The 20,461-nt window shown below is 66.4% G+C and carries 22 protein-coding genes, 1 pseudogene and 1 riboswitch; of the genes and pseudogenes, 10 read left to right on the top strand and 13 right to left on the bottom strand.

Annotated elements, in window-relative coordinates; translation table 11 throughout:
• From JNL31_RS06495 to JNL31_RS06520, 6 genes are all read left to right on the top strand, one after another.
• On the top strand, nt 1-878 hold an 878-nt coding region (locus tag JNL31_RS06495; protein WP_294971297.1), incomplete at its 5' end, for an ATP-binding cassette domain-containing protein.
• A 416-nt stretch (nt 879-1,294) separates the two neighbouring features.
• A complete protein-coding gene (locus JNL31_RS06500; protein WP_294971299.1) occupies nt 1,295-1,954 on the top strand; it encodes a hypothetical protein in 660 nt (219 codons plus the stop codon).
• A gap of 204 nt (nt 1,955-2,158) precedes the next feature.
• Complete coding sequence (locus tag JNL31_RS06505; RefSeq protein ID WP_294971301.1) at nt 2,159-3,070, top strand: alpha/beta hydrolase; 912 nt, start codon at nt 2,159-2,161, stop codon at nt 3,068-3,070.
• Nucleotides 3,071-3,105: 35 nt separating this feature from the next.
• Nucleotides 3,106-4,011, top strand: a complete 906-nt coding sequence (locus tag JNL31_RS06510) for an alpha/beta hydrolase (protein WP_294971304.1) — start codon at nt 3,106-3,108, stop codon at nt 4,009-4,011.
• Nucleotides 4,008-4,949: a hypothetical protein gene (locus tag JNL31_RS06515; RefSeq protein WP_294971307.1), complete on the top strand. Its 942-nt coding sequence runs from the start codon at nt 4,008-4,010 to the stop codon at nt 4,947-4,949. Before JNL31_RS06510 ends, JNL31_RS06515 begins: the two co-directional genes overlap by 4 nt.
• A gap of 149 nt (nt 4,950-5,098) precedes the next feature.
• On the top strand, nt 5,099-5,257 hold the full coding sequence (locus JNL31_RS06520) for a DUF3309 family protein (protein WP_294971310.1): 159 nt from the start codon (nt 5,099-5,101) through the stop codon (nt 5,255-5,257).
• A gap of 311 nt (nt 5,258-5,568) precedes the next feature.
• On the opposite strand, the gene aroA is transcribed toward JNL31_RS06520, so the two are convergent.
• Nucleotides 5,569-6,915: a 3-phosphoshikimate 1-carboxyvinyltransferase gene (gene aroA, locus JNL31_RS06525; RefSeq protein ID WP_294971313.1), complete on the bottom strand. Its 1,347-nt coding sequence runs from the start codon at nt 6,913-6,915 to the stop codon at nt 5,569-5,571.
• Between the two features lie 73 nt (nt 6,916-6,988).
• On the bottom strand, nt 6,989-7,684 hold the full coding sequence (locus JNL31_RS06530; RefSeq protein WP_294971314.1) for a tRNA (guanosine(46)-N(7))-methyltransferase TrmB: 696 nt from the start codon (nt 7,682-7,684) through the stop codon (nt 6,989-6,991).
• Between the two features lie 304 nt (nt 7,685-7,988).
• Here JNL31_RS06530 and JNL31_RS06535 point away from each other — a divergent pair, with 304 nt between their 5' ends.
• Complete coding sequence (locus tag JNL31_RS06535) at nt 7,989-8,318, top strand: GYD domain-containing protein (RefSeq protein WP_294971317.1); 330 nt, start codon at nt 7,989-7,991, stop codon at nt 8,316-8,318.
• A gap of 61 nt (nt 8,319-8,379) precedes the next feature.
• On the opposite strand, the gene metK is transcribed toward JNL31_RS06535, so the two are convergent.
• From metK to JNL31_RS06580, 9 genes are all read right to left on the bottom strand, one after another.
• Complete coding sequence (metK, locus tag JNL31_RS06540; RefSeq protein ID WP_294971320.1) at nt 8,380-9,546, bottom strand: methionine adenosyltransferase; 1,167 nt, start codon at nt 9,544-9,546, stop codon at nt 8,380-8,382.
• 6 nt (nt 9,547-9,552) lie between these two features.
• Nucleotides 9,553-9,602, bottom strand: a riboswitch (SAM-SAH riboswitch).
• A 35-nt stretch (nt 9,603-9,637) separates the two neighbouring features.
• Complete coding sequence (lnt, locus tag JNL31_RS06545; RefSeq protein WP_294971322.1) at nt 9,638-11,113, bottom strand: apolipoprotein N-acyltransferase; 1,476 nt, start codon at nt 11,111-11,113, stop codon at nt 9,638-9,640.
• 3 nt (nt 11,114-11,116) lie between these two features.
• The gene (locus JNL31_RS06550) at nt 11,117-11,992 is read right to left on the bottom strand and encodes a hemolysin family protein (RefSeq protein WP_294971325.1); all 876 of its coding nucleotides are present in this window, start codon (nt 11,990-11,992) and stop codon (nt 11,117-11,119) included.
• A 42-nt stretch (nt 11,993-12,034) separates the two neighbouring features.
• The gene (gene ybeY / locus JNL31_RS06555) at nt 12,035-12,535 is read right to left on the bottom strand and encodes an rRNA maturation RNase YbeY (protein WP_294971327.1); all 501 of its coding nucleotides are present in this window, start codon (nt 12,533-12,535) and stop codon (nt 12,035-12,037) included.
• 167 nt (nt 12,536-12,702) lie between these two features.
• Nucleotides 12,703-13,722, bottom strand: a complete 1,020-nt coding sequence (locus JNL31_RS06560) for a PhoH family protein (RefSeq protein WP_294971330.1) — start codon at nt 13,720-13,722, stop codon at nt 12,703-12,705.
• Nucleotides 13,723-13,900: 178 nt separating this feature from the next.
• The gene (locus JNL31_RS06565) at nt 13,901-14,329 is read right to left on the bottom strand and encodes a hypothetical protein (RefSeq protein WP_294971332.1); all 429 of its coding nucleotides are present in this window, start codon (nt 14,327-14,329) and stop codon (nt 13,901-13,903) included.
• A gap of 5 nt (nt 14,330-14,334) precedes the next feature.
• Nucleotides 14,335-14,889, bottom strand: a complete 555-nt coding sequence (locus JNL31_RS06570) for an OmpA family protein (protein WP_294971335.1) — start codon at nt 14,887-14,889, stop codon at nt 14,335-14,337.
• 186 nt (nt 14,890-15,075) lie between these two features.
• Nucleotides 15,076-16,395 (bottom strand): tRNA (N6-isopentenyl adenosine(37)-C2)-methylthiotransferase MiaB, encoded by a 1,320-nt coding sequence (gene miaB, locus JNL31_RS06575; RefSeq protein ID WP_294971338.1) that lies wholly within the window; start codon nt 16,393-16,395, stop codon nt 15,076-15,078.
• Between the two features lie 65 nt (nt 16,396-16,460).
• A complete protein-coding gene (locus JNL31_RS06580) occupies nt 16,461-16,976 on the bottom strand; it encodes a GFA family protein (RefSeq protein ID WP_294971340.1) in 516 nt (171 codons plus the stop codon).
• 49 nt (nt 16,977-17,025) lie between these two features.
• Here JNL31_RS06580 and JNL31_RS06585 point away from each other — a divergent pair, with 49 nt between their 5' ends.
• Complete coding sequence (locus JNL31_RS06585; protein ID WP_294971351.1) at nt 17,026-17,895, top strand: hypothetical protein; 870 nt, start codon at nt 17,026-17,028, stop codon at nt 17,893-17,895.
• Between the two features lie 4 nt (nt 17,896-17,899).
• Here the strand turns inward: JNL31_RS06585 and irrA are convergent, their stop codons facing one another.
• Both irrA and JNL31_RS06595 read right to left on the bottom strand, forming a co-directional pair.
• A complete protein-coding gene (gene irrA, locus JNL31_RS06590) occupies nt 17,900-18,310 on the bottom strand; it encodes an iron response transcriptional regulator IrrA (protein WP_294971343.1) in 411 nt (136 codons plus the stop codon).
• Nucleotides 18,311-18,385: 75 nt separating this feature from the next.
• Complete coding sequence (locus tag JNL31_RS06595) at nt 18,386-19,636, bottom strand: MFS transporter (protein ID WP_294971346.1); 1,251 nt, start codon at nt 19,634-19,636, stop codon at nt 18,386-18,388.
• Nucleotides 19,637-19,723: 87 nt separating this feature from the next.
• On the opposite strand from JNL31_RS06595, the gene fabA reads away from it, so the two are divergent.
• Together fabA and JNL31_RS06605 are read left to right on the top strand one after the other, a co-directional pair.
• Complete coding sequence (gene fabA, locus JNL31_RS06600; protein WP_294971349.1) at nt 19,724-20,233, top strand: bifunctional 3-hydroxydecanoyl-ACP dehydratase/trans-2-decenoyl-ACP isomerase; 510 nt, start codon at nt 19,724-19,726, stop codon at nt 20,231-20,233.
• A gap of 12 nt (nt 20,234-20,245) precedes the next feature.
• A pseudogene (locus tag JNL31_RS06605) lies at nt 20,246-20,461 on the top strand (GNAT family N-acetyltransferase); the annotation flags it as partial.

Raw genomic sequence — 20,461 nt, forward strand, 5'->3', positions numbered from 1 at the left:
CCAAGCAGAAGGCGCTGGAAAAGGAACTGGAGTGGATCCGCTCCGGCGCCAAGGCGCGGCAGGCCAAGGGCAAGGCCCGCCTCAACCGCTACAACGAGATGGCCGGCCAGACCGTCACCGAACGCGCCACCACCGCGCAGATCATCATCCCGAACGGCGAACGCCTCGGCAACAAGGTGATCGAGGTCACGGGCCTGAAAAAGCACATGGGCGACAAGCTCCTGATCGAGGACCTGTCCTTCGTGGTGCCCCCAGGCGCCATCGTCGGCGTCATCGGCCCGAACGGCGCGGGCAAATCCACCCTGTTCCGCATGATCACCGGGCAGGAACCCCCCGATGAGGGCACGATCAAGCTGGGCGAGACGGTGAAGCTGGCCTACGTCGACCAGTCGCGTGATGCCTTGGATGCCAACAAGAACGTCTGGGAGGAAATCTCCGGCGGGGCCGAGGTCATCCACCTCGGCGACATGCAGATGAACTCCCGCGTCTACACCGGCGCCTTCAACTTCAAGGGGACGGACCAGCAGAAGAAGGTCGGGTTGCTGTCGGGCGGCGAACGCAACCGCGTCCACATGGCCAAGCTGTTGAAGTCGGGTGGCAACGTGTTGCTCCTCGACGAACCGACCAACGACCTGGACGTGGAAACGCTGCAGGCGCTTGAGGCCGCCATCGAAGACTTTGCCGGCTGCGCGATCATCATCAGCCACGACCGCTTCTTCCTGGATCGGCTGTGCACCCATATCCTCGCCTTCGAGGGCGACGCCCATGTGGAATGGTTCGAGGGCAACTTCCAGGCCTACGAGGACGACAAGGTGCGGAGACTGGGCCCGGACGCGCTGGAGCCGAAGCGGGTGAAGTACAAGCGGTTTGCGCGGTAACGCGGACCCCGTAGGTCGGGGCGTGCCCCGACTCTCTTGCGGCTCCCCACCCCGTAGGTCGGGCTTCAGCCCGACTCCTTTCACCGCCCCGGACTTGATCCGGGGCCTCGGGTCGTGAGGGAGGCCCCGGATCAAGTCCGGGGCGAACCCGTAGGGTGTGCATTCATGCCCACCAAGCCCCACGCCCACACCGCGCAATGAGAGGGCCGCGCCCTCCCTCGGGCGGGCGCTGCAACGGTCGATAGAAGCGCTTTATGGTTCAACCCCTCCCACCGCAGTTCGGGTGACCGCCGCCACAAAGCGCCCGCCCGGGGGGAGGGAGGGCGCGGCCCGGCGGGCTTACGCCCTTAATTCCGGGCCAGAGGATTTCACACCTACTTTGAAGCGTTTTTTTTAGGAATGCTAGAAGGAAGTGTATGTTTCAGTTGACCTCGCCCGTCCTTCTCTGCGAAATTACCGCTTCATTTATGGGGATCGCTATGGACCGCTTCTCGCTTCAGACATTTGTTAAGATTTGCCTGATGGATACGGGCGGCCGAATTGCAGAGATTCAGCGCAAGCTAGAGTCGGCGAGTGGCTACGACTTCTATAACTCGTTCTATCGCGCGACCCGCGCCTACTGTGAAGATAAGGCGAGTGACGAGCCGTCTGTGATCCTCGAAGCGCCTGTCAAAGATACAGAGCGTAAGTACAATAAGGACGCGTTTGAAGCGTTCAAGGAGAAGTTTGGTTCTTCAAAGTCGCTTGTGAGCATCAAAAGGCAGAAGCTGTATGTTCCAGAAGGCGCCAACTTTGAGATTTCGATTGATCCATTGTTCGGCGTAGAGAAGGCGAGCGTCAAGTATGCCTATCTTCCTCGGGCAATGCAGAAACCCGAGCTAACTCAAAGGTACGCTGCCGTAGCTTGCTTTATCATGCGGCAGGCTTACAAGGGCACCAATTTGAGCAACTGGCAGTTCAATACATATGATTTCACCAAGGGGAAATCTTACTCGGAAAACATGATAAATGACAAAACCCCGAAGATTCTCCTGTCCGATGCTCGGACAATATCGACCCTACTTGTGGATCTGTAGGGCTACGCGAGATTAGGTAAATTGCAGCGCGATAGCGTGTTCGACTATTTGCGCCTTAAGCAGAACGTTGGCTCAGTGCCCCAATCCCTAACATCCCCCTAACGCCCACGCCCAACTCCTTGATTTCCTTGACCCCGAAATCCTGTCCACCGTGGACACCTCCCTTCCCCGCCCCTACACTCCCCTGCGAACCGGAGGCCCCCCATGACCGACTACCAGACCCTCATCGACGCCCCCACCTGGGCCTTCATCCGGAAGACCAACGCCTCCTACCCCGAGAACACCGCGACCCTCTCCATCGCCGAGCAGCGGGCGATCTACGACCGGATGTGCGCGGCCTTCGACAGCCCCTACCCGCCCGGAGTGACCTCCCACGACCAACCCATCGCCGGCGTCCCCTGCCGGGTCTATCCCGGCGTGCAGCCGACCGTCCTCTACCTCCACGGCGGCGGCTTCGTGGTCGGCGGCCTCCACTCCCACGACGGCATCTGCGCCGACATAAGAGGCGCCACCGGCCTGACTGTCGTCTCTGCCGACTACCGGCTTTCCCCGGAACACCTCCACCCCGCCGCCTTCGACGACGCCTGCGCCGTGGCCCGCGCCCTGGCCGCGCAAGGCCCGCTGATCCTTGTCGGCGACAGCGCAGGGGGAAACCTCGCCGCCGCCACCTGCCATGCCCTCCGCCACGAAACCCGACAGATCAAGGGCCAGGTCCTGATCTATCCCGGCCTCGGCGGCGAGCTGGACCGGGGCAGCGCCCTCACCCACGCCCATGCCCCGATGCTGACCCGCGACGACCTGCTGTTCTACAGGGACATCCGCCACGGCCACACCCCGCCGGACGCAGACCCGACCGTCAGCCCGCTCCAGGACACCGATTTCACCGGCCTCCCCCCGACCCTTGCAATCGCCGCCGAATGCGACCCCCTGGCCGACGACGCCCCGGCCTACGCCGCGAAGATCACCGAAGCCGGGGGCCGCGCCCATTCGGTCATCGAGAAGGGCCTCGTCCACGGCTACCTGCGCGGGCGGCATTCCGTGCCCCGCGTCACCGAAAGCTTCGCCCGGATCACCGCGGCGATCACGGCCTTTGCCGAAGACCGCTGGCCTTTCTGAAAGCCGGAGCGGATGACCAGGATGCGGCCCAAGCGATGAGGTCAGGCTGGGCCGCCCCGGCGCTGATCGCGGTGCTGCTGTCCTCCTGCGGCAAGCCCGATGCGCCAGCTTCGCCGCCGCTCTACCAGGTGGAGGCTGGCCGCTCGGCCCGCCCCGAGACGATCACCGTCCTTCTGCCGGGCGCGCTGACCACCGCCGACATCTTCCGCCCGGCCCAGGATTGGGTCACGCCGGACCACCTGGTTGTCGAATACCGCCTGCCCGGAATGCAGGGCGAGCCGGTCTTGCCGCCGCTTGATCTCGACCGTTCGGCAGGCTGGGTGGCGGACCTTGCGAACCGCTACCCGGACGCCGAGATCCAGCTCATCGGCTATTCGACCGGCGCGGCCATCGCCATCGAGGCGGCCGGGCGCATCGAGCACAGCGAGCGGGTCAAGGTCGCGGCCATATCAAGCGCCACGCCCTTCCCCGGCGCCGTCCTTGCCGCGATCCGGGGCGGGCTGGACGTTGCGGGGATTGCCATCAGGATCGGCAGCCTGGACCGGCAGCGGATCTGGGAGGACTACTACAAGACGCTCTACCTCGGGAAAGGCTGGCGGCGGTCGGCGGCAAAGCGGGAACAGGCCGAACGGCTGGAGGACATTCTCAAGGGCCGGGTCGTGGCCCCCGGTGGCGGCGTCGGCAAGGCGCAATCCGGCAGCCTGCTGTTCTGGTCCCCTTCGGACGCGGCGCTGTCGAGCCGGGCGGAAATCCGGTTCTACCACGGAGACCTGGACCCGGTCTTCCCGCTGCCCACCGCGCGGCGCCTGGCCAGTCGGCTGCATTCGACAATTTGCATCCTTCCCGGACAGGGCCATCTGGTGCTTCAATCGGATCCGGAGCTGATGGAGAGAATCGCGACGTTCCTTGGCGGAAATGGTGGCAACGGACCCTGCGGATGAAGACGCCCAAGCTGGACCCTCGCGACAAGCGCGTCGTCAACCGGCTTCGTCGCGCGTCGAACCTGTCCGACTGGCTGATTTCGACCGGGCTGTTCACGCTGATCGCGCAGTGGGCGCTTGGATACAATCTGGTCGTCACCGAGGCATTCGACCTGTCGGACATCACCGGCTCCCTGCGGAAGATCCTCGACGCGACGCTTCCGTTCCTCCGGCGCGAATGGCCGGGCATCATCCTGGCGCTGGCACTGTATTTCTGGTTCTGGAGCTACCGGACCCATACCAATGCCGAAATGGACATCCTGGACGGCCTCTACCCCGAAGGTCAGTCGCCCGCCAACTGGGACAAGGTGACGAACAAGCGGTTCATCCATGTATTGGCGGTCGGCATCGTCACTGTCTTCATGCTCCTGGCAGCACTTCTGCACCATCCGACGCTCTTTGCACTGATCATGGTTGCGCTGTCCTGCCAGGACATCTTCGGGAACGAGATCCTGCGCGACAATCTTCGCCGCATCTTCGCCGAGTTTCGCTGCGATCTTCCCGAAGACGACCCGCGCTGTGCGCTTCATGCCGGACGGCAGGCTGCGGCGCGACACTACTGGCTTGATCGCCCGCAACTGCTCCGCATCGCGGTGATGATGTCGGCGACCGTGCTCGTACTCGCGCTCACGCAACTGCCCGCCTCCTTCCCCGCGCAGCTTGCCGGCATCGGCCTGACCGGGGACCGGACAAGGATCATCGCAACCCTGGCGCTGGCAGCCATTATTGTCGGCAACGAGCTGGTCATGCGCAACTGGCGCAGGGTCAGGGATGAAGAGTTGCTGACCGTCGAAATTGCCTTCGACGAGGCCCAGTCAGCCCGCGCGGCGGTCGAGAAATCCGCGGCGGGCGATTTGCCGGCGACAGGGGGCGGCGACGCCGCTCCTCCGACCGCCTGACGGGGGACGGTCGGATATTCTTGCCCTGCGCGCCGTCCGGTTCGCGCGCCGGTGATGCTGCTTCGCCCGCTGCGCCGGAACCTTGCGCCCCCACCTTGCGTTTTCGTGCATCGGAGCCGCCCTGGCCCCTCTTGCGAAAGGCACAACCCATGTCCCTCGGCACCATCCTTCTTGTCATCCTGATCCTCATCCTCATCGGCGCCCTGCCGAACTGGGGTTATTCCAGCGGCTGGGGCTACGGCCCCTCGGGCGCCGTGGGGGTGATCGTCGTCATCCTGCTGATCCTGGTCCTGATGGGCAGGGTCTAGTGCGCTTCACCCTGGCGGCGCCGTCTCCTCCGCAGGGAACCGCCCACGGGCAGCCGCGTTGATCCGGCAAGCAACCCTGCAAGGAGACCTGCCATGAAAGGCGTTCTCGCCTGGGTGATCGGCATCCCGATCCCCATCATCATCATCCTCTATCTGCTGGACGTCTTCTGACGCCCTGCCGCCCGGGCCGATACTCCCTGTCGGCCCGGGGGTGCAAAGCTTGCCAAATCCCTAACGCCCAAAGCCAATCATCTGGAATCATTGGATTTGGTGCAACTGTCCACTGTGGACACTCGCCGGAAGTCTGGCGGTCAGCCCCGCTCGATCTCGGCGCCAAGGGCCCGCATCAGCCCCTCGAACACCGGGAACGAGGTCTGGATCGGCGAGCCATCATCCACCCCGACCGGGGCTTTCGAGGCAAGCCCGCAGACGAGGAAGGACATCGCGATCCGGTGGTCGATATGGGTCGCGCAGGTGGCCCCGCCCGGCACCCCTCCCGGACCCATGCCATGGACGATCAGCGTGTCCTCGTCCTCCTCGATGCGCACCCCGCAGGCCTCCAGCCCCCGGGCCATCGCGTCGATCCGGTCGCTCTCCTTGACCCGCAACTCCTTCACGCCCCGCATCACTGTCTTGCCCGACGAGAAAGCGGCGACCACCGACAGGACCGGATATTCGTCGATCATCGACGGCGCCCGCTCGGGCGGCACCTCGATCCCCTTCATGTCGCCCGAGAAGCGTACCCGCAGATCGGCCACCGGCTCGCCCCCCTCCTCGCGGGGGTTCTGGAACTCGATCAAGGCGCCCATCTCGACCAGAGTGAGATACAGCCCGTTCCGGGTCAGGTTCTGGCTGACGCCGGGCACCAGGATGTCCGACCCCTCGACGATCAGCGCCGCGCAGACCGGGAAAGCCGCGCTAGAGGGATCGCGCGGCACCGCAACCGTCTGGGGCCGCAGTTCGGGCTGGCCGGTCAGGGTGATGACATGGCCTTCCTTCGTGCGGTCGACCGACAGCTTCGCCCCGAACCCCAGAAGCATTCGCTCCGAATGATCCCGCGTGGGTTCCTTCTCGATCACCACCGTCTCGCCCGGCGCGTTGAGGCCTGCCAGCAGCACCGCCGACTTCACCTGCGCCGAGGCGACCGGCAGCGCGTACCGCACCGGCACCGGGTTCGCGGCGCCCACGATGGTCATGGGCAAGCGCCCGCCCTGCCGCCCGTAGGCCCGCGCGCCGAACAGCGCCAGGGGGTCCGTCACCCGCCCCATGGGTCGCTTGCGAAGGCTGGCATCCCCGGTGAAGGTCGCCGTGATCGGCGTCGTCGCCATCGTCCCCATGATCAGCCGGACGCCGGTGCCGGAGTTGCCGCAGTCGATCACGTCCGCCGGTTCCTGGAACCCGCCGACGCCAACGCCGCCCACCGTCCAGGCCCCCTCGCCATGTCGCGTGACCGTCGCGCCGAAGGCCCGCATCGCCTTGGCCGTGTCCAGCACGTCCTGGCCTTCCAGGAGGCCGGTGATCCGCGTCTCGCCCACCGCCATCGCCCCGAAGATCAAGGAGCGGTGCGAGATCGACTTGTCGCCCGGCACTTCCGCCACGCCCCGCAAGGGCCCCGACTTGCGGGATTTCATCGGTTGCGCTGTGCCATGACCGGACATCTGGGACTCCCTTGCATTCCGGGTTGCCTGATAGCGCAACCGCTTGCCGGGGTCCACGGCCCGCTTTCGGGGGTTAGAGCCGCCGGAAGGTAAGGTAGTGCGGCTCGCGCCCCTCGCGCAGCGCCTTCTGTTCGTAGCGCGTCGATGGCCAGTCGTCCCAGGCCGCACCCGGCCCCGCCTGCCGTTCCAACCGGAACCCCGCGGGGGGCACTTCCTCCAGCGTCTGGCGGACATAGTCGGGAATGTCGGTCACCACGCGGAACTCGGCGCCCGGTGCGGCGATGCGGGCCAGCGGCAGCAGGTAGTCCGGCGTCACGAAGCGACGGCGGTGGTGGCGGGCCTTGGGCCATGGGTCGGGATAGTTGAGAAAGACCTTCGTGAGGCAGGCGTCGGGCAGGACGTCGAAAAGGTCGCGCACGTCGCCGGGATGGAGCCAGAGGTTCGTCACCCCCGCCCCCCGGATCTTGCCCAGAAGCATGGCGATGCCGTTCACGAAAGGCTCGGCCCCGATGATCGTCACACCGGGGTTCTGCGCTGCCATGTGAACCAGATGTTCACCGCCCCCGAAGCCAACTTCCAGCCAGAGGGGCTTGTTCGCGGCAAAGCCGAGTTCGAGCGCGGCCCGCGCCGGGTTGTCCTTCCGCGTCACCCCGCGCAGGGTCAGGGGACCCAGATCCTCGGCCAGGTAGTCCTTCTGGCTGGCGCGCAGGGTCTTGCCGTGGATGCGGCCATAGAAGTTGCGGCGGACGGGGAGGGGGCTTTCGGTCATGATGGGCCGCGCTTTAGGGGCGGTGTCGAGGATGGTCAAGCGCAGCCGCGACCGCGACCGGGCGCGATGCCCTGGTCGGGGAGCCAGACGCGCATGGGCGGGGTCCTTCCGGGGATCAGGTCGCCCAAACCCGGACCCCGGCCCGGTCTACCGCAACGGTCCTGTCGGGCCATCGAGCTGAAGGCATTCGAACCGAGCGCATTCGCGCCGCACAATACTTGCGACCTCGACTGTGCTAGTCTCGCTCGCGGCACGGCGCCTTGATGGCATTGGGCCGAAAGGCTGTGCCAGGGGAGGACTTGTCATGGCACGCTACATAGTCACCGGAAGCTACACTGCGGCCGCAATGAAGGGGATGCTTGCCAAACCCTCAGACCGCGAGGCAGCCACTGGGGCGCTGGTCGAAGCCGCTGGCGGCAAGCTGCTGTCGTATTATGTCACGACCGGAGACTCGGATTTCCTCATGGTCACGGAATCCGACAATCTTCAGAACATGCTGGCTGCATTGGTTGTCGCAGGCGCTTCGGGCGCGATCTCTGGCCTGAGGACCGTGCAGGCCTTCACGGCGGCAGAGTTCATGTCCGCGCAGAAGCGGGCGGGCGAAATCGCGATGAAATACGCCTCGCCCGCCTGAACAAACCGCGCCGCCCCCGTGCCAGGCGGCGGCGCGTTTTCGACAGACTGGGTATTGCAGGTCACACCGCCTTCTTCAGCGCCTCGACCAGGTCGGTGCGTTCCCACGAGAACCCGCCGTCGGCGTCTGGCGCGCGACCGAAGTGGCCGTAGGCGGCGGTGCGCTGGTAGACCGGCCGGTTCAGGTCCAGATGGGTGCGGATGCCGCGTGGGGTCAGGTCCATGACCTCGGCCACCGCCTTTTCGATCCGCGAGGCCTCGACCTGGCCGGTGCCGTGGGTATCGACGTAGATCGACAGCGGCTTGGCCACGCCAATGGCATAGCTGACTTGCAGCGTGCAGCGTTCGGCAAGGCCCGCCGCCACCACGTTCTTTGCCAGATAGCGCGCGGCATAGGCGGCCGAGCGGTCGACCTTCGTCGGGTCCTTGCCGCTGAACGCCCCGCCGCCGTGCGGGGCCGCGCCGCCATAGGTATCGACGATGATCTTGCGCCCCGTCAGGCCCGCATCACCGTCCGGCCCGCCGATGACGAAAGTCCCCGTCGGGTTGACGTGCCATTCGGTCTTGCGGGTGATCCAGCCCTCGGGCAGCACCTCGCGGATATAGGGCTCGACGATCTTGCGGATCACCTTCGAGGTCTGCCGCTTCGACGTGTGCTGCGTGGACAGAACGATGGAGGTGACTTCCACCGGCTTGCCGTTCACATAGCGCAGCGTCAGCTGGCTTTTCGCATCCGGCCCAAGGGTCGGCTCGGCCCCCGATTTCCGAGCCTCGGCCAGGCGACGCAGGATCGCATGGGCATACTGGATCGGGGCCGGCATGTATTCAGGCGTCTCCAGCGTGGCATAGCCGAACATGATGCCCTGGTCGCCCGCGCCATCCTTGTCGACGCCCTGCGCGATATGGGCGGACTGTTCATGGATGTAGTTGTGGACCTTGATCTTGTCCCAGTGGAACTTCTTCTGCTCGTAGCCGATGTCCCTGACGCAGTCGCGGACGATGCCGTCGATCCGGCCCATCATCGCCTTGGTCGCCTCTTTCGAGGACAGGCCGACCTCACCCCCGACGACGACGCGGTTGGTGGTGGCAAAGGTTTCGCAGGCGACGCGGGCGTTCGGCTCTTCCTTCAGGAAGGCGTCGAGGACGGCATCCGAGATGCGGTCGCAGACCTTGTCGGGGTGGCCCTCGGAAACGGATTCCGAAGTGAAGACGTAATCAAGGCGGCTCATGGGAAGTGCTCCGTTGGGTGAATTCCCGCCACGCCAGGAAGCCGTTGTGGCGGTCAAAGATGCGCCTGACTAGACGGGTGGGCCGACCCCGTCAATGGGAAGCTTTCCGCCTCCAGCCAAAGACCGCCAGCGCGAGGCCCGCCAGCAACAGCGCCACCGGGCCGTCGCCCCAGCGGCTGTAGGGCGTGGGGGGCAAGGCGCCGGGAATATGGGTGTCGAGCGCGGCCATCGTGCCGAAGGGCAGTTCCTCGACCACCCGGCCATGCGCATCGACCACCGCCGTCACGCCGGTATTCGCCACCCGGATCAGGGGCAGGCCCTGCTCGATGGCCCGCAGGCGGGCTTGGGCGAAATGCTGGAACGGGCCGGTGCGGATGCCGAACCAGGCGTCGTTGGTGATCTGCAGCATCCAGTCGGCCCGTTCGGGCGCTGCGTTCACCTCGCGCGCGAAGATCGCCTCGTAGCAGATCAGCGGCAGCACCTTGCCGAAGGGGCCGAGGTCAAGCACCCGTGGCCCGGGCCCAGCGGAATAGCTGTTGCCCGCCTGGGCCGCAAAGGCGCGCAGGCCGAACCAGTCATAGGCCAGGTCGCCCGCCGGGATGTATTCGCCGAAGGGCACCAGATGCGCCTTGTCGTAGCGGGCGGTCTCCTCGCCCTCACCTTCCAGCACGCGCAGGCTGTTGTAGAAGCGGTCGCCCTCCTCGCGCTGGATGCCGATCGCGACCGGTCGCCCGCCCGACACGGCGGCGACCATGCCCGCCACATCGGGCGCGTATTCCAGCATGTAGGGCACCGCCGTTTCGGGCCAGATCGTCAGGTCCGCAGGCCCGCCTTCGGCCGTCAGCCGCAGAAGCCGGTCAAGAAAGTCCTGCGCCCGCGCCGCCTCCCATTTCGCGGCCTGCTCGGCGTTCGGCTGCACCAGCCGCAGGGTGCCGGGGCGCGGCTCCGGCAGGGGCTGGTCCAGACGCCAGAAGCCGAAGCCCAGCGCCGCCGCCAGGATCAGCGCGGACCCCACCGCTCCGCGCCAGCGCCAGATCACCGGCAGGGCGGCGGCAAGAAGGGTGAGAAGGCTCAGCAGCGACGGCCCGCCCAGGGCCGCCAGCTGGTCGAGCGGAGTGCCGATCCAGACGTGGCCGAGCATCGCCCAGGGAAAGCCGGTCAGGATCACCCCGCGCAGCCATTCCAGCGCGACGAAGGCCACGACGAAACCCAGGGCGGGCTGCGGAAACCGTCGCGCGACCAGCGCCGCCAGCGCCCAGAACAGGCCAAGGCCAAAGGACAGGCCCACCACGGCGAAGGGCGCCATCCAGCCGTGCCGGACGATGTCGATCAGGAAGGGTTCGACGATCCAGCTCAACGCGAGCGCGAAATAGCCCGCGCCCGCCAGAAGCCCGGTCCAGAAGGCCGCGCGTCCGTCCGGCATCCGGCCCAGAAGCCAGACCAGCGCGCCCAGGGCGGCCAGCGTCGCTCCCCAGAACCCCCAGGGCGCCTGGCCGAGCGCCGCCACCGCCCCCAGACCTGCCGCCAGCGCCGCGCGGCGCCAGCCGGTCAGCCAGCCCTCAGCCATGCGTCACGCAGCACCCGGGACGGGCGCCCGGACCCGCAGCCGCTTGATCCGGCGCGGATCGGCATCGACGATCTCGAACTGCACGCCGCTTTCGTGGCCGATCACCTCGCCCCGCGCAGGCACCCGGCCCGAGCGCAGGAAGACCAGCCCGCCGAGCGTGTCGATCTCCTCGTCCTCCTCGCCCGCCCGCAAGGGGATGCCAAGCGCCGCCTCGATCTCTTCCAAGGGCGCGGTGGACTGCGCCAGGATCACGCCGGGCTTTTCTTCCTTCCACAGCGCGCCCTCGGCCTCGTCATGCTCGTCCTCGATCTCGCCGATCACCGTCTCGATCAGGTCCTCGATGGTGACAAGGCCGTCGACCCCGCCGTATTCGTCGATCACCAGCGCCATGTGGACGCGGTCCTTCTGCATCTTCTGCAAAAGGACGCCGGTCGGCATAGACGGCGGCGCGTAGAGGATCGGGCGCAGAAGCCGCTTCAGGCTGAACCGCCCCGTCGCCCCGAACCCGTGCTGCAAGGCAAGGTCCTTCAGCAGCACCAAGCCCTGCGGATGGTCGAGCGTACCCTTGTAGACCGGCACCCGGCTGAAGCCGTGCTGGCGAAACACCTCGACCAGCTCATCCTTGCCGATGTCGAGCGGCACGGCCACGATCTCGGCCTTGGGGATCGCCACGTCGTCCACCCGCATGCGGCGCAGAGCGTGCAGGCCCTGGGGCGCGGCGGATGTGCCGGACGCGGCCTCGGGAGTGGCCGCGTCGGACGCAGGGCTGAAGGCGGAAAGGAGCCTGCCGAAAAAGCCGCGCTGGCCTTCAGAGGCGGGGTCATCGGTCTCAAGCGGCGCGCCTTGCGCTGCGGGAGACCCGTCGGTGCTACTGCCCATTGGTCCTTTGTCCAGAAACGACCCGTCCGGCGGGTACGGCCCCTAATATGGGTCAGAAACCCCGAGGCTGGCAAGTATCCGCACCTCCAGCCCCTCCATAAGAGCGGCATCTTCCTCCTCGACATGGTCATAGCCCAGAAGATGCAGGACGCCATGCACGATCAGGTGGGTGACATGTTTCGCCATCGGCTTGCCCTGGTCGGCCGCCTCGCGCGCGCAGGTCTCCCAGGCGATCGCGATGTCGCCCAGGGGTTCGGGATCGTCCAGCGCCCCCGGCTGCGGCCGCTCCGGCGCTTCGCCGACGAACTCCGCCCCGCGCTCCTCCGACGGCCAGCTCAGCACGTTGGTCGGAACAGGTTTTCCCCGGAAATCGGCATTCAGGACCGCGATCCGGGCGTCATCACAGCCCATCAGGCTGATCGCGAAGCCCTCCACCGGCAGGTCCAGCGCCGCCAGCACCGCTCGCCCTGCGCGTTCGGCAAGCCCGGCCAGCCCGAAGGCCTCCCACCGCGCATCCTCGATCACTGTCTCGACCAGATCCATGCCCGGCCCTTAACGCCAGGACCCGCGCAGAACAAGCGCCCACTCTTTCATACTGGTGCAAATATCCTGGGGGTTTGGGGGTGAAACCCCCATCGCCCGAGGAGGAGGCGAAGCCCGACGACGAGACAAGAGCCTTGCGCGCCAGCGCTCCGCCGGAAAGCCGCCCCTCACCCCTTGGCTTCGTCGGCCTCGTAAGCCTCGATGATCCGGCCGACCAGCGGGTGGCGCACCACGTCCTTCGAGGTGAAGTAGTTGAACGTGACGCCCCGCACCCCCTTCAGGATCCGCTCGGCATCGGCCAACCCCGACGCGGTACCACGCGGCAGGTCGACCTGGGTCCGGTCTCCCGTGATCACCATCCGGCTGCCCTCGCCCAACCGGGTCAGGAACATCTTCATCTGCATGGTCGTGGCGTTCTGGGCCTCGTCCAGCACGATGAAGGCGTTCGACAGCGTCCGGCCCCGCATAAAGGCCAGCGGCGCGATCTCGATGCGCTTTTCCTGCATCAGCTTTTCCACCTGCTTGGCGGGCAGGAAGTCGTTCAGCGCGTCATACAGCGGCTGCATGTAGGGATCGACCTTTTCCTTGGCGTCCCCGGGCAGGAAGCCCAACCGTTCGCCCGCCTCCACCGCCGGACGCGACAGGATGATCTTCTCCACCGCGCCGCTGATGAACATCGTCACGCCCACGGCCACGGCCAGATAGGTCTTCCCCGTTCCCGCCGGGCCGATGCCGAAGCCGAGTTCATTCTGGAAGAGGTTCGCGACATAGGCCTTCTGCGCCTCGGTCCTGGGTTCTATCGGCTTCTTCCGGGTGCGCAGTTCCATCCCGGTCGAGAACAGCTCGATCTGTTCGGCGCTTTCCGCGTCGCCCCCACTTCGAGCAGAAACGGGCCGACCCATCCGCATCGCACCGTCGATGTCGCCCGCCGCCACATTGCGACCGGACTCCAGCCGGGCATAAAGGGACCGCAAGACCGCCGCCGCCTGCTCCCGCGCTGCCTTGTCGCCGATCACCGCCAGGCGGTTTCCGCGCCGCAGGATGTGCACACCCATCTGGTGTTCAATCTGGGCAAGGTTGCGGTCGAATTCACCGCACAGATCGATCAGCAATCGGTTGTCGGGAAATTCGAGGACAGTTTCCACGATATCCTCGGCGGACGGGGGGGTCAGCGCGCTGATGCCCAATGGGCGCTCCTTCTATAAGGGCCACAGCGAAAGTGTGCAGCCGGATACGTCATCTGGCAAGGAAAACCAGACGCCTCCACAAACTGTTGTATGGAAACATGCCATTTTCATGTCAGTTCCCGGCCCCAGAAAAGAAAAGGCCCCGGAAACACCGGGGCCCGCCATCGTCTCATTGGGCTTAGGTCTTCGGCTTGTTTCTTGCCGGACCCGAGACGCGGTCCGGTCCGGGCGCACTGTCGGTCTCATAGGGCCCAAGCACCGTGCCGGGCGGATACTTGCCGTCGCAAACCGGCAGGCCGGTTTTCGGGTCGAACCGGGGCGAGGAATAGCCTTCCACGCCATCATCGATGATCCAGACCTGGCAGCCATCCGGATCATAGGCAATCGCCGCCTGGCCATCGACCAGCGCCGCATCGTCCTCGCCGTAGTCTTCCGCCGTCGCGATCACCGAATCCGGCCCGGAATAGCGTTGCGTGCCCTCGAAAACCTCATAGAACGACCGGCCGCAGCCGGAGACGCCGGTCGCGACCAGCAGCAGGAGCCCGAGGCGCGTGAGACGCGCGCCGGTACCCATCCGAACCCTGTCCATCTTGTCTGCAAGCATCATCCCGGTCAGCCTTTCTTGCAGAGAACTTCGACACGGCGGTTCTTCGCCATGCCGTTGGCCGTGCCGTTCGACGCGACGGGCTGGCTTTCGCCGTAGCCGGTCACGCTGTCCACCACCGCACCGACCGAGCGCGCCACATCAGCCACCGCCGCGGCCCGCGCGTCGGAAAGGCCCTGGTTATAGGCATCCGACCCGCGGCTGTCGGTGTGGCCCGCGATGGCATACGAGAATGCCCCGGCCTGACGGAAATAGTCCTCCAGCTTCGACCGGCCCGCCGCCGTCAGCGTCGCGCTTGCCGTGGCAAAGTAGGTATCGGTGCTTTCGGTCAGGCAGCTGGTCTGTTTCAGGCAGACGGGCTTGCCGGTCTTCGGGTCGCGGCGCGGCACCATGTAGCCTTCGGTACCACCGTCTGCCCACCAGTGCTGGCAGCCGTCCGCATCGATCCACAGGCCCCATTCGATCTTGCCCGACACAGCCGGCTCCCCGTCCTGGGCCTTCGCGACCGGCGCGAGGATCAGACTTCCGCTCGCCACGGCCACGGCAAACGCCTGGCGAAGCATGCCCCCCAGATCCATCAATGTCCCTCACTCTGTTATCGTAACCCGGCCGAGTCAGCGCGGATGTTCGGGCCAATAAAGCAGATCAATCGCGGCGACGAGAAGGAATTTGACCGCCGCAAAGGGGTTTTTGCCCTGCATTCTGACGAATGAATCGATTCCGGGCCTTTGTGCAACAGGTTCCGGGGATCATCCGGCAAGGGCAATCGGCTCGGCCGCCAGCGAGTTGGGTGCAGAGGCAGTGATGCGCACCCGCACAAGTTGTCCGACTCGTCCCTCGGGGTGCTGGACATGCACCGCATGCAGGTGATCGGACTTGCCGACCATCTGTCCGGACTTGCGGCCGGGCTTTTCGTACAGCACCTGCACCTCGCGCCCGACCATCGCCTCCTGCGCCGTGTGTTGCTGCGCGGTGATCAGCGCCTGCAACTCTTGCAGCCTCGCATCCGCCACGTCGGCGGGGACGGGCGCCTTCTCGGCCGCAGGTGTTCCCGGGCGGGCAGAGTATTTGAAGCTGAAGGCCGCCCCGAAGCCGACCGCGCGGATCAAGTCCATCGTCGCCTGGAAATCGGCTTCCGTCTCGCCCGGGAAGCCGACGATGAAATCCGAGGACAGAAGGATGTCCGGCCGCGCCGCCCGGATGTGCCCGACCAGCCGCAGGTATTCCCCGGCGGTGTGCTTGCGGTTCATCGCCTTCAGGATGCGGTCCGAGCCCGACTGCACGGGCAGGTGCAGATAGGGCATCAGCTGCGGCAGATCGCCATGGGCGGCGATCAGGTCGTCATCCATGTCGTTCGGGTGGCTGGTCGTGTAGCGCAGGCGCGCCAGCCCGTCGATCTGCGCCAGTTCCCGCACCAGCCGCGCCAGACCCCAGCTGCCCCCCGGCCCCTCGCCGTGATAGGCATTGACGTTCTGGCCCAGAAGCGTGATCTCGCGCACGCCCTGCGCCACCAGCCCCCGAGCCTCGTCCAGCAGTCGGGAAACCGGGCGGCTGACCTCGGCCCCCCGCGTATAGGGCACGACGCAGAAGGCGCAGAACTTGTCGCAGCCTTCCTGCACGGTCAGAAAGGCCGTCGGCCCGCGCAGCGCCTTGCGTTCCGGCAGAAGCGTGAACTTGTCCTCGACCGGGAAATCGGTGTCGACCTGCCGCCCCCCGGCCTCGACCATCGCGGGCAGCCGGTGATAGGCCTGCGGGCCGACCACCAGATCCACGACCGATGACCGGCGCAGGATCTCCTCGCCCTCCGCCTGCGCCACGCAACCCGCGACGCCCACCTTCATGCCCGGCCGCTCCGCCTTCAGCGCCCGCAACCGGCCGAGGTCGGAATACAGTTTCTCCGACGCCTTTTCCCGGATGTGGCAGGTGTTGAGAAGCACCATGTCGGCCTCTTCCACCACATCGGTCGTGACATAGCCCTTCGCGCCCAGCGCCTCGGCCATGCGCTCGCTGTCGTACACGTTCATCTGGCAGCCGTAGGTCTTGACGAACAGTTTCTTCACATCGCTCATGCGGATCGGCCCTTGGGGATGACCCGGGCGTTTACACCCATCGGCCCCGAGCGGCAACGCCGCGTTCAGCCCGCCGCCGTCACTACCCCCGGCCCGTCACCCGGATACTGGGGCAGTCCATCGCTGATCCGGTAGAAGTCCGGTCGCCGCTCGGTGCAGATATGGTAGCCCGGATGCAGGCATTCCGGCCGGTCGAAAGCCCCGGCAAGCACGGCATAGCGCGGCTCGGCATTCGGTTTCCAGAACAGGATTGTACCGCAACAGGTGCAGAAGCCGCGCTTCGCGAACTCCGAAGCGGCGAACCAGGTGATGTACTCGGCGCCCACCAGGATCAGCGCGTCGGCGGCCACACTCGTGGCCGCGAAATAGAGCCCCGACTGCCTGCGACATTGCGAGCAATGGCAGAAGACCACCTCACGCAGCGGCCCGGTCGTGGTGAACCGCACCCTGCCACACAGACACCCGCCGGTCTCGACCTCGCCCATCGCATCCTCCCCCGTCACCGGAGCAGTCTTTCGCCGCCGCAGCGCCCCCGGCCCGCCAGCGCCGACCGATCCCGCCCGCTTCGCGACACCTTGCATCGCGCGCCCGGATCGCAGATTCTGCCGCGCGACCCCATCCGGACCCATGATGCGTTACCCCAGCCTCGCCGACCTTCTCGACCGAAAGCGCGCCGATCTGGGGCGTGGCCCGCTGTCTCTGGTGCTGGCCGAGGATGACGTTGCCCTGAACGAAACCCTGGCCCACCAGCAGGCCTGCGGCTTCCGCGACGTGGTGCTTCTGGCCCCCGAAGCCGTGACCATCGCCGAAGAGCTGGAGAGCCGCGTCCATGTCGTGACGCATGACGTGTTCGCCGAAGGCGCGCTGGTCGCCGCCGTCAACGCGCTGATCGCCCGGCTTCCCGGCACCTGGCTGCACTACTGCCACAATGCCGAATTCCTGTACTTCCCCTTCCGCGAAAGCCGCCGCGTCCGTGAGCTTCTGGCCTTCCACGCCGAGGAACGTCGCGAGGCGATGCTGACCTATGTCGTCGATCTCTACGCGGGCGATCTGGACCGGAACCCCGATGGCGTGGCGCTGGACGATGCCTGGCTGGACCGCCAGGGCTATTACGCGCTGACCCGCGCGGACCCCGCGCGCGACTGGCAACCCAAGGACCGGCAGCTCGACTTCTTTGGCGGGTTGCGCTGGCGGTTCGAGGAGCATGTCCCCCATGCCCGCCGCCGGATCGACCGCATCTCGCTTTTCAGGGCGAAGCCGGGTCTGAAACTCCAGCCCGACTTCACCCTGTCGGACGAAGAGATGAACACCTACGCCTGCCGCTGGCATCACAACCTGACGGCGGCGGTCTGTTCCTTCCGGACCGCCAAGGCGCTGCGCACCAACCCTGGTTCGCGCCATGCAATTCCGACTTTCCGCTGGCCCAATTCGGTGAAATTCGACTGGCACAGCCAGCAGCTCATGGATTTGGGGCTTATGGAACCCGGCCAGTGGTTCTGAACAGTCAGGCCTTGCGCAGACGGATCACCACATCGACGCGCGACAGCGTCATGCCGACAGGCACCTGCGGCAGGGAGGCGATCTCCAGCTCTTCCGCCGGGGCGTCGGTCAGCGTGTGGCTGTCTTCCCAGTAGAAATGCGGATGATCGTCGGTGCGGGTGTCGAAGTAGGATTTCGATCCGTCGACCACCACTTCGTTCATCAGACCGGCATCGCAGAAGGCACGCAACGTGTTGTAGACCGTGGCGAGGCTCACCCTTTCGCCCGCACCGGAGGACAGTGCATACAGGCTTTCCGCCGTCACATGACGGTTCATCCCGTCGCCAACCAGAAGCTCGGCCAGCGCAAGCCGTTGCCGAGTGGGACGCAGCCCCCCCGTCTTCAACCACTCCGCGCTGCGCTCCGTGCCGGTCAAATGCCTAGCCCCTGACGTTGCCTGCCCTCGATATAGGGCCGCAAACCCGACTGTTTCAATGCGAAATCGTGCGCATCAGCGCAAAATCGCGGCAAATCCGCGCCGAATCCCGCCCCAGACCAGCCCCGTGACGACGAAAGAACCGATCGCGGCCGCCCAGAACGGCAGCACCAGCGCCGCCCCGCGTGGCAGCACCGTCTCGCCCAGCGACACCACCAGCCCCGACAGGACCAGCCCCAGCGGCATCATCCCCCAGGCCAGCAGCCGGTAGATCGAGTTCACCCGGCCAAGAAGCGCGTCCGGGATCAGCCGCTGCCTTGTGCTGACCGAGACGACGTTCCAGACAAAGCCCGAGAACTCCATCGCCGCGAAGCAGAGACCGAGCGTCCAGGCCCCTGGCGCCAGCGCCATGGCCAGGAAACAGGGCCCCGAGGCCGCCAGCATCCATTGCATCGTCCGAACCGGCCCCAGCGCCCGCACGATCCGTTCGCCCATCAGGCTGCCCGCGATGCCGCCCACCGCGCCCCCGGCCAGCGTCAGCCCGTAGGCCTGCGCCGACAGGCCAAGGTTTTCCTGAGCGTGCAGCACGACACCGATCACGATCATCTGGTGGAACAGGTTCCAGAACCCGGTCGTCCAGGCCAGTGTCTTCAGCAGCGCCACGCCGCGCAGGAACGACAGCCCCTCGCCCAGTTCCGCCTTCCAGCCCCTCCGGTCGGGCCGCACCGCCCGGAACTGCCCGGCGAGCCCCGCCACGATCAGCATCGCCAGCCCGTAAGCCAGCGCGTTCAGTCCGAAGGCCAAGGGCAGCCAGAGCCCGATCAGGAACGCGCCCAGCGCCGGACCGATCAGCGAATTGGTCAGCAGCTCCGCACTCCAGAGCTGCCCGTTCGCGCGCTCCAGCCGTTCGGGCGGCACCAGCGCGGGCAGCATGGTCTGCGCCGCATTGTCGCGAAACACCTCGGCGCCCCCGACCACGAAGGCCGCCCCCAGCAGCGCGGCGTAAAGGCCCGGGGCCGACACCCCTTCCGCCGGAGCCACCCCCAGCGGCAGGGCCAGCCACAGCGCCAGCGCCGCTCCCAGGAAGGCCAGCCCCCGCAACGCATCCATCCCGACGATCAGTCGCCGCCGGTCGACCCGGTCCGTCACCAACCCCGCAGGCAGCGCCAGAAGCGCCCAGGGCAACCGCAGCGCCACCGGCACAAGTGCCACCAACAGCGCATCCCGCGTCAAGAGCGAGGCGATCCAGCCCCAGGCCACCACCGCCACCCCGTCCGCCAGGTTGGTCATCCCGCTTGCCGTGATGAACCGCTGAAGCGCCGTCATGCCCGCCCCTCCCCGATGCGCCAGACTTGCCAGTCTTCGCCCGCGAATGCTAGGGAGGGTGAGGGGCTAAATGGGGGACCACAAGGGATGGCGTCGTATCCGACCTTCTTCGACAAGGAAGCACTTCTGGCCTGTTCGCGGGGCGAGCTTTTCGGCCCCGGCAACGCCCAGCTTCCCGCCCCGCCCATGCTGATGATGGACCGCATCACCGACATCTCGGAAGACCGGGGCGAACACGGCAAGGGCCATGTCGTCGCCGAATTCGACATTACCCCCGACCTCTGGTTCTTCGAATGCCACTTCCCCGGCAACCCGATCATGCCGGGCTGCCTTGGGCTTGACGGCCTCTGGCAACTGACCGGCTTCAACCTCGGCTGGCGCGGCTGGCAGGGCCGCGGCTATGCGCTTGGCGTGGGCGAGGTGAAGCTGACCGGCATGGTCCGCCCCGACCGCAAGAAACTCACCTACTACGTCGATTTCACCAAGGCGATTCAGACCCGGCGACTGACGATGGGCGTCGCGAACGGCCGGGTCGAGGCGGACGGCGAGGTGATCTATCTGGTCACCGACATGAAGGTCGCGCTGAGCGAAGCATAAGGAGGGTGCCCGATGCCCAATCCGACCTTCCGCATCCGCCCCCTGGCCCAAGCCGCCCGCGCGGGGTGGGACGTGCTCTATCAGGGTTATGCCGAATTCTACCGCGTCGCCCAGACGCCCGAGATGCGTGACCGGGTCTGGTCCTGGCTGCATGACCCGGCGGCATCGCAAGAGGGGCTGGTGGCCGAAGCCGCCGATGGCCAACTGATTGGCCTTGCGCATTACCGC

It is taken from the genome of Tabrizicola sp., assembly GCF_016792905.1.
Classification (GTDB): domain Bacteria; phylum Pseudomonadota; class Alphaproteobacteria; order Rhodobacterales; family Rhodobacteraceae; genus Tabrizicola.

Bases quoted from the DNA above. Each gene is read 5' to 3' on its own strand.
- JNL31_RS06500 (WP_294971299.1), top strand. From the start codon at position 1,295: ATGTTTCAGTTGACCTCGCCCGTCCTTCTCTGCGAAATTACCGCTTCA.
- JNL31_RS06505 (WP_294971301.1), top strand. From the start codon at position 2,159: ATGACCGACTACCAGACCCTCATCGACGCCCCCACCTGGGCCTTCATC.
- JNL31_RS06510 (WP_294971304.1), top strand. From the start codon at position 3,106: ATGAGGTCAGGCTGGGCCGCCCCGGCGCTGATCGCGGTGCTGCTGTCC.
- JNL31_RS06515 (WP_294971307.1), top strand. From the start codon at position 4,008: ATGAAGACGCCCAAGCTGGACCCTCGCGACAAGCGCGTCGTCAACCGG.
- JNL31_RS06520 (WP_294971310.1), top strand. From the start codon at position 5,099: ATGTCCCTCGGCACCATCCTTCTTGTCATCCTGATCCTCATCCTCATC.
- aroA (WP_294971313.1), bottom strand. From the start codon at position 6,915: ATGTCCGGTCATGGCACAGCGCAACCGATGAAATCCCGCAAGTCGGGG.
- JNL31_RS06530 (WP_294971314.1), bottom strand. From the start codon at position 7,684: ATGACCGAAAGCCCCCTCCCCGTCCGCCGCAACTTCTATGGCCGCATC.
- JNL31_RS06535 (WP_294971317.1), top strand. From the start codon at position 7,989: ATGGCACGCTACATAGTCACCGGAAGCTACACTGCGGCCGCAATGAAG.
- metK (WP_294971320.1), bottom strand. From the start codon at position 9,546: ATGAGCCGCCTTGATTACGTCTTCACTTCGGAATCCGTTTCCGAGGGC.
- lnt (WP_294971322.1), bottom strand. From the start codon at position 11,113: ATGGCTGAGGGCTGGCTGACCGGCTGGCGCCGCGCGGCGCTGGCGGCA.
- JNL31_RS06550 (WP_294971325.1), bottom strand. From the start codon at position 11,992: ATGGGCAGTAGCACCGACGGGTCTCCCGCAGCGCAAGGCGCGCCGCTT.
- ybeY (WP_294971327.1), bottom strand. From the start codon at position 12,535: ATGGATCTGGTCGAGACAGTGATCGAGGATGCGCGGTGGGAGGCCTTC.
- JNL31_RS06565 (WP_294971332.1), bottom strand. From the start codon at position 14,329: ATGATGCTTGCAGACAAGATGGACAGGGTTCGGATGGGTACCGGCGCG.
- JNL31_RS06570 (WP_294971335.1), bottom strand. From the start codon at position 14,889: ATGCTTCGCCAGGCGTTTGCCGTGGCCGTGGCGAGCGGAAGTCTGATC.
- miaB (WP_294971338.1), bottom strand. From the start codon at position 16,395: ATGAGCGATGTGAAGAAACTGTTCGTCAAGACCTACGGCTGCCAGATG.
- JNL31_RS06580 (WP_294971340.1), bottom strand. From the start codon at position 16,976: ATGCAAGGTGTCGCGAAGCGGGCGGGATCGGTCGGCGCTGGCGGGCCG.
- JNL31_RS06585 (WP_294971351.1), top strand. From the start codon at position 17,026: ATGCGTTACCCCAGCCTCGCCGACCTTCTCGACCGAAAGCGCGCCGAT.
- JNL31_RS06595 (WP_294971346.1), bottom strand. From the start codon at position 19,636: ATGACGGCGCTTCAGCGGTTCATCACGGCAAGCGGGATGACCAACCTG.
- fabA (WP_294971349.1), top strand. From the start codon at position 19,724: ATGGCGTCGTATCCGACCTTCTTCGACAAGGAAGCACTTCTGGCCTGT.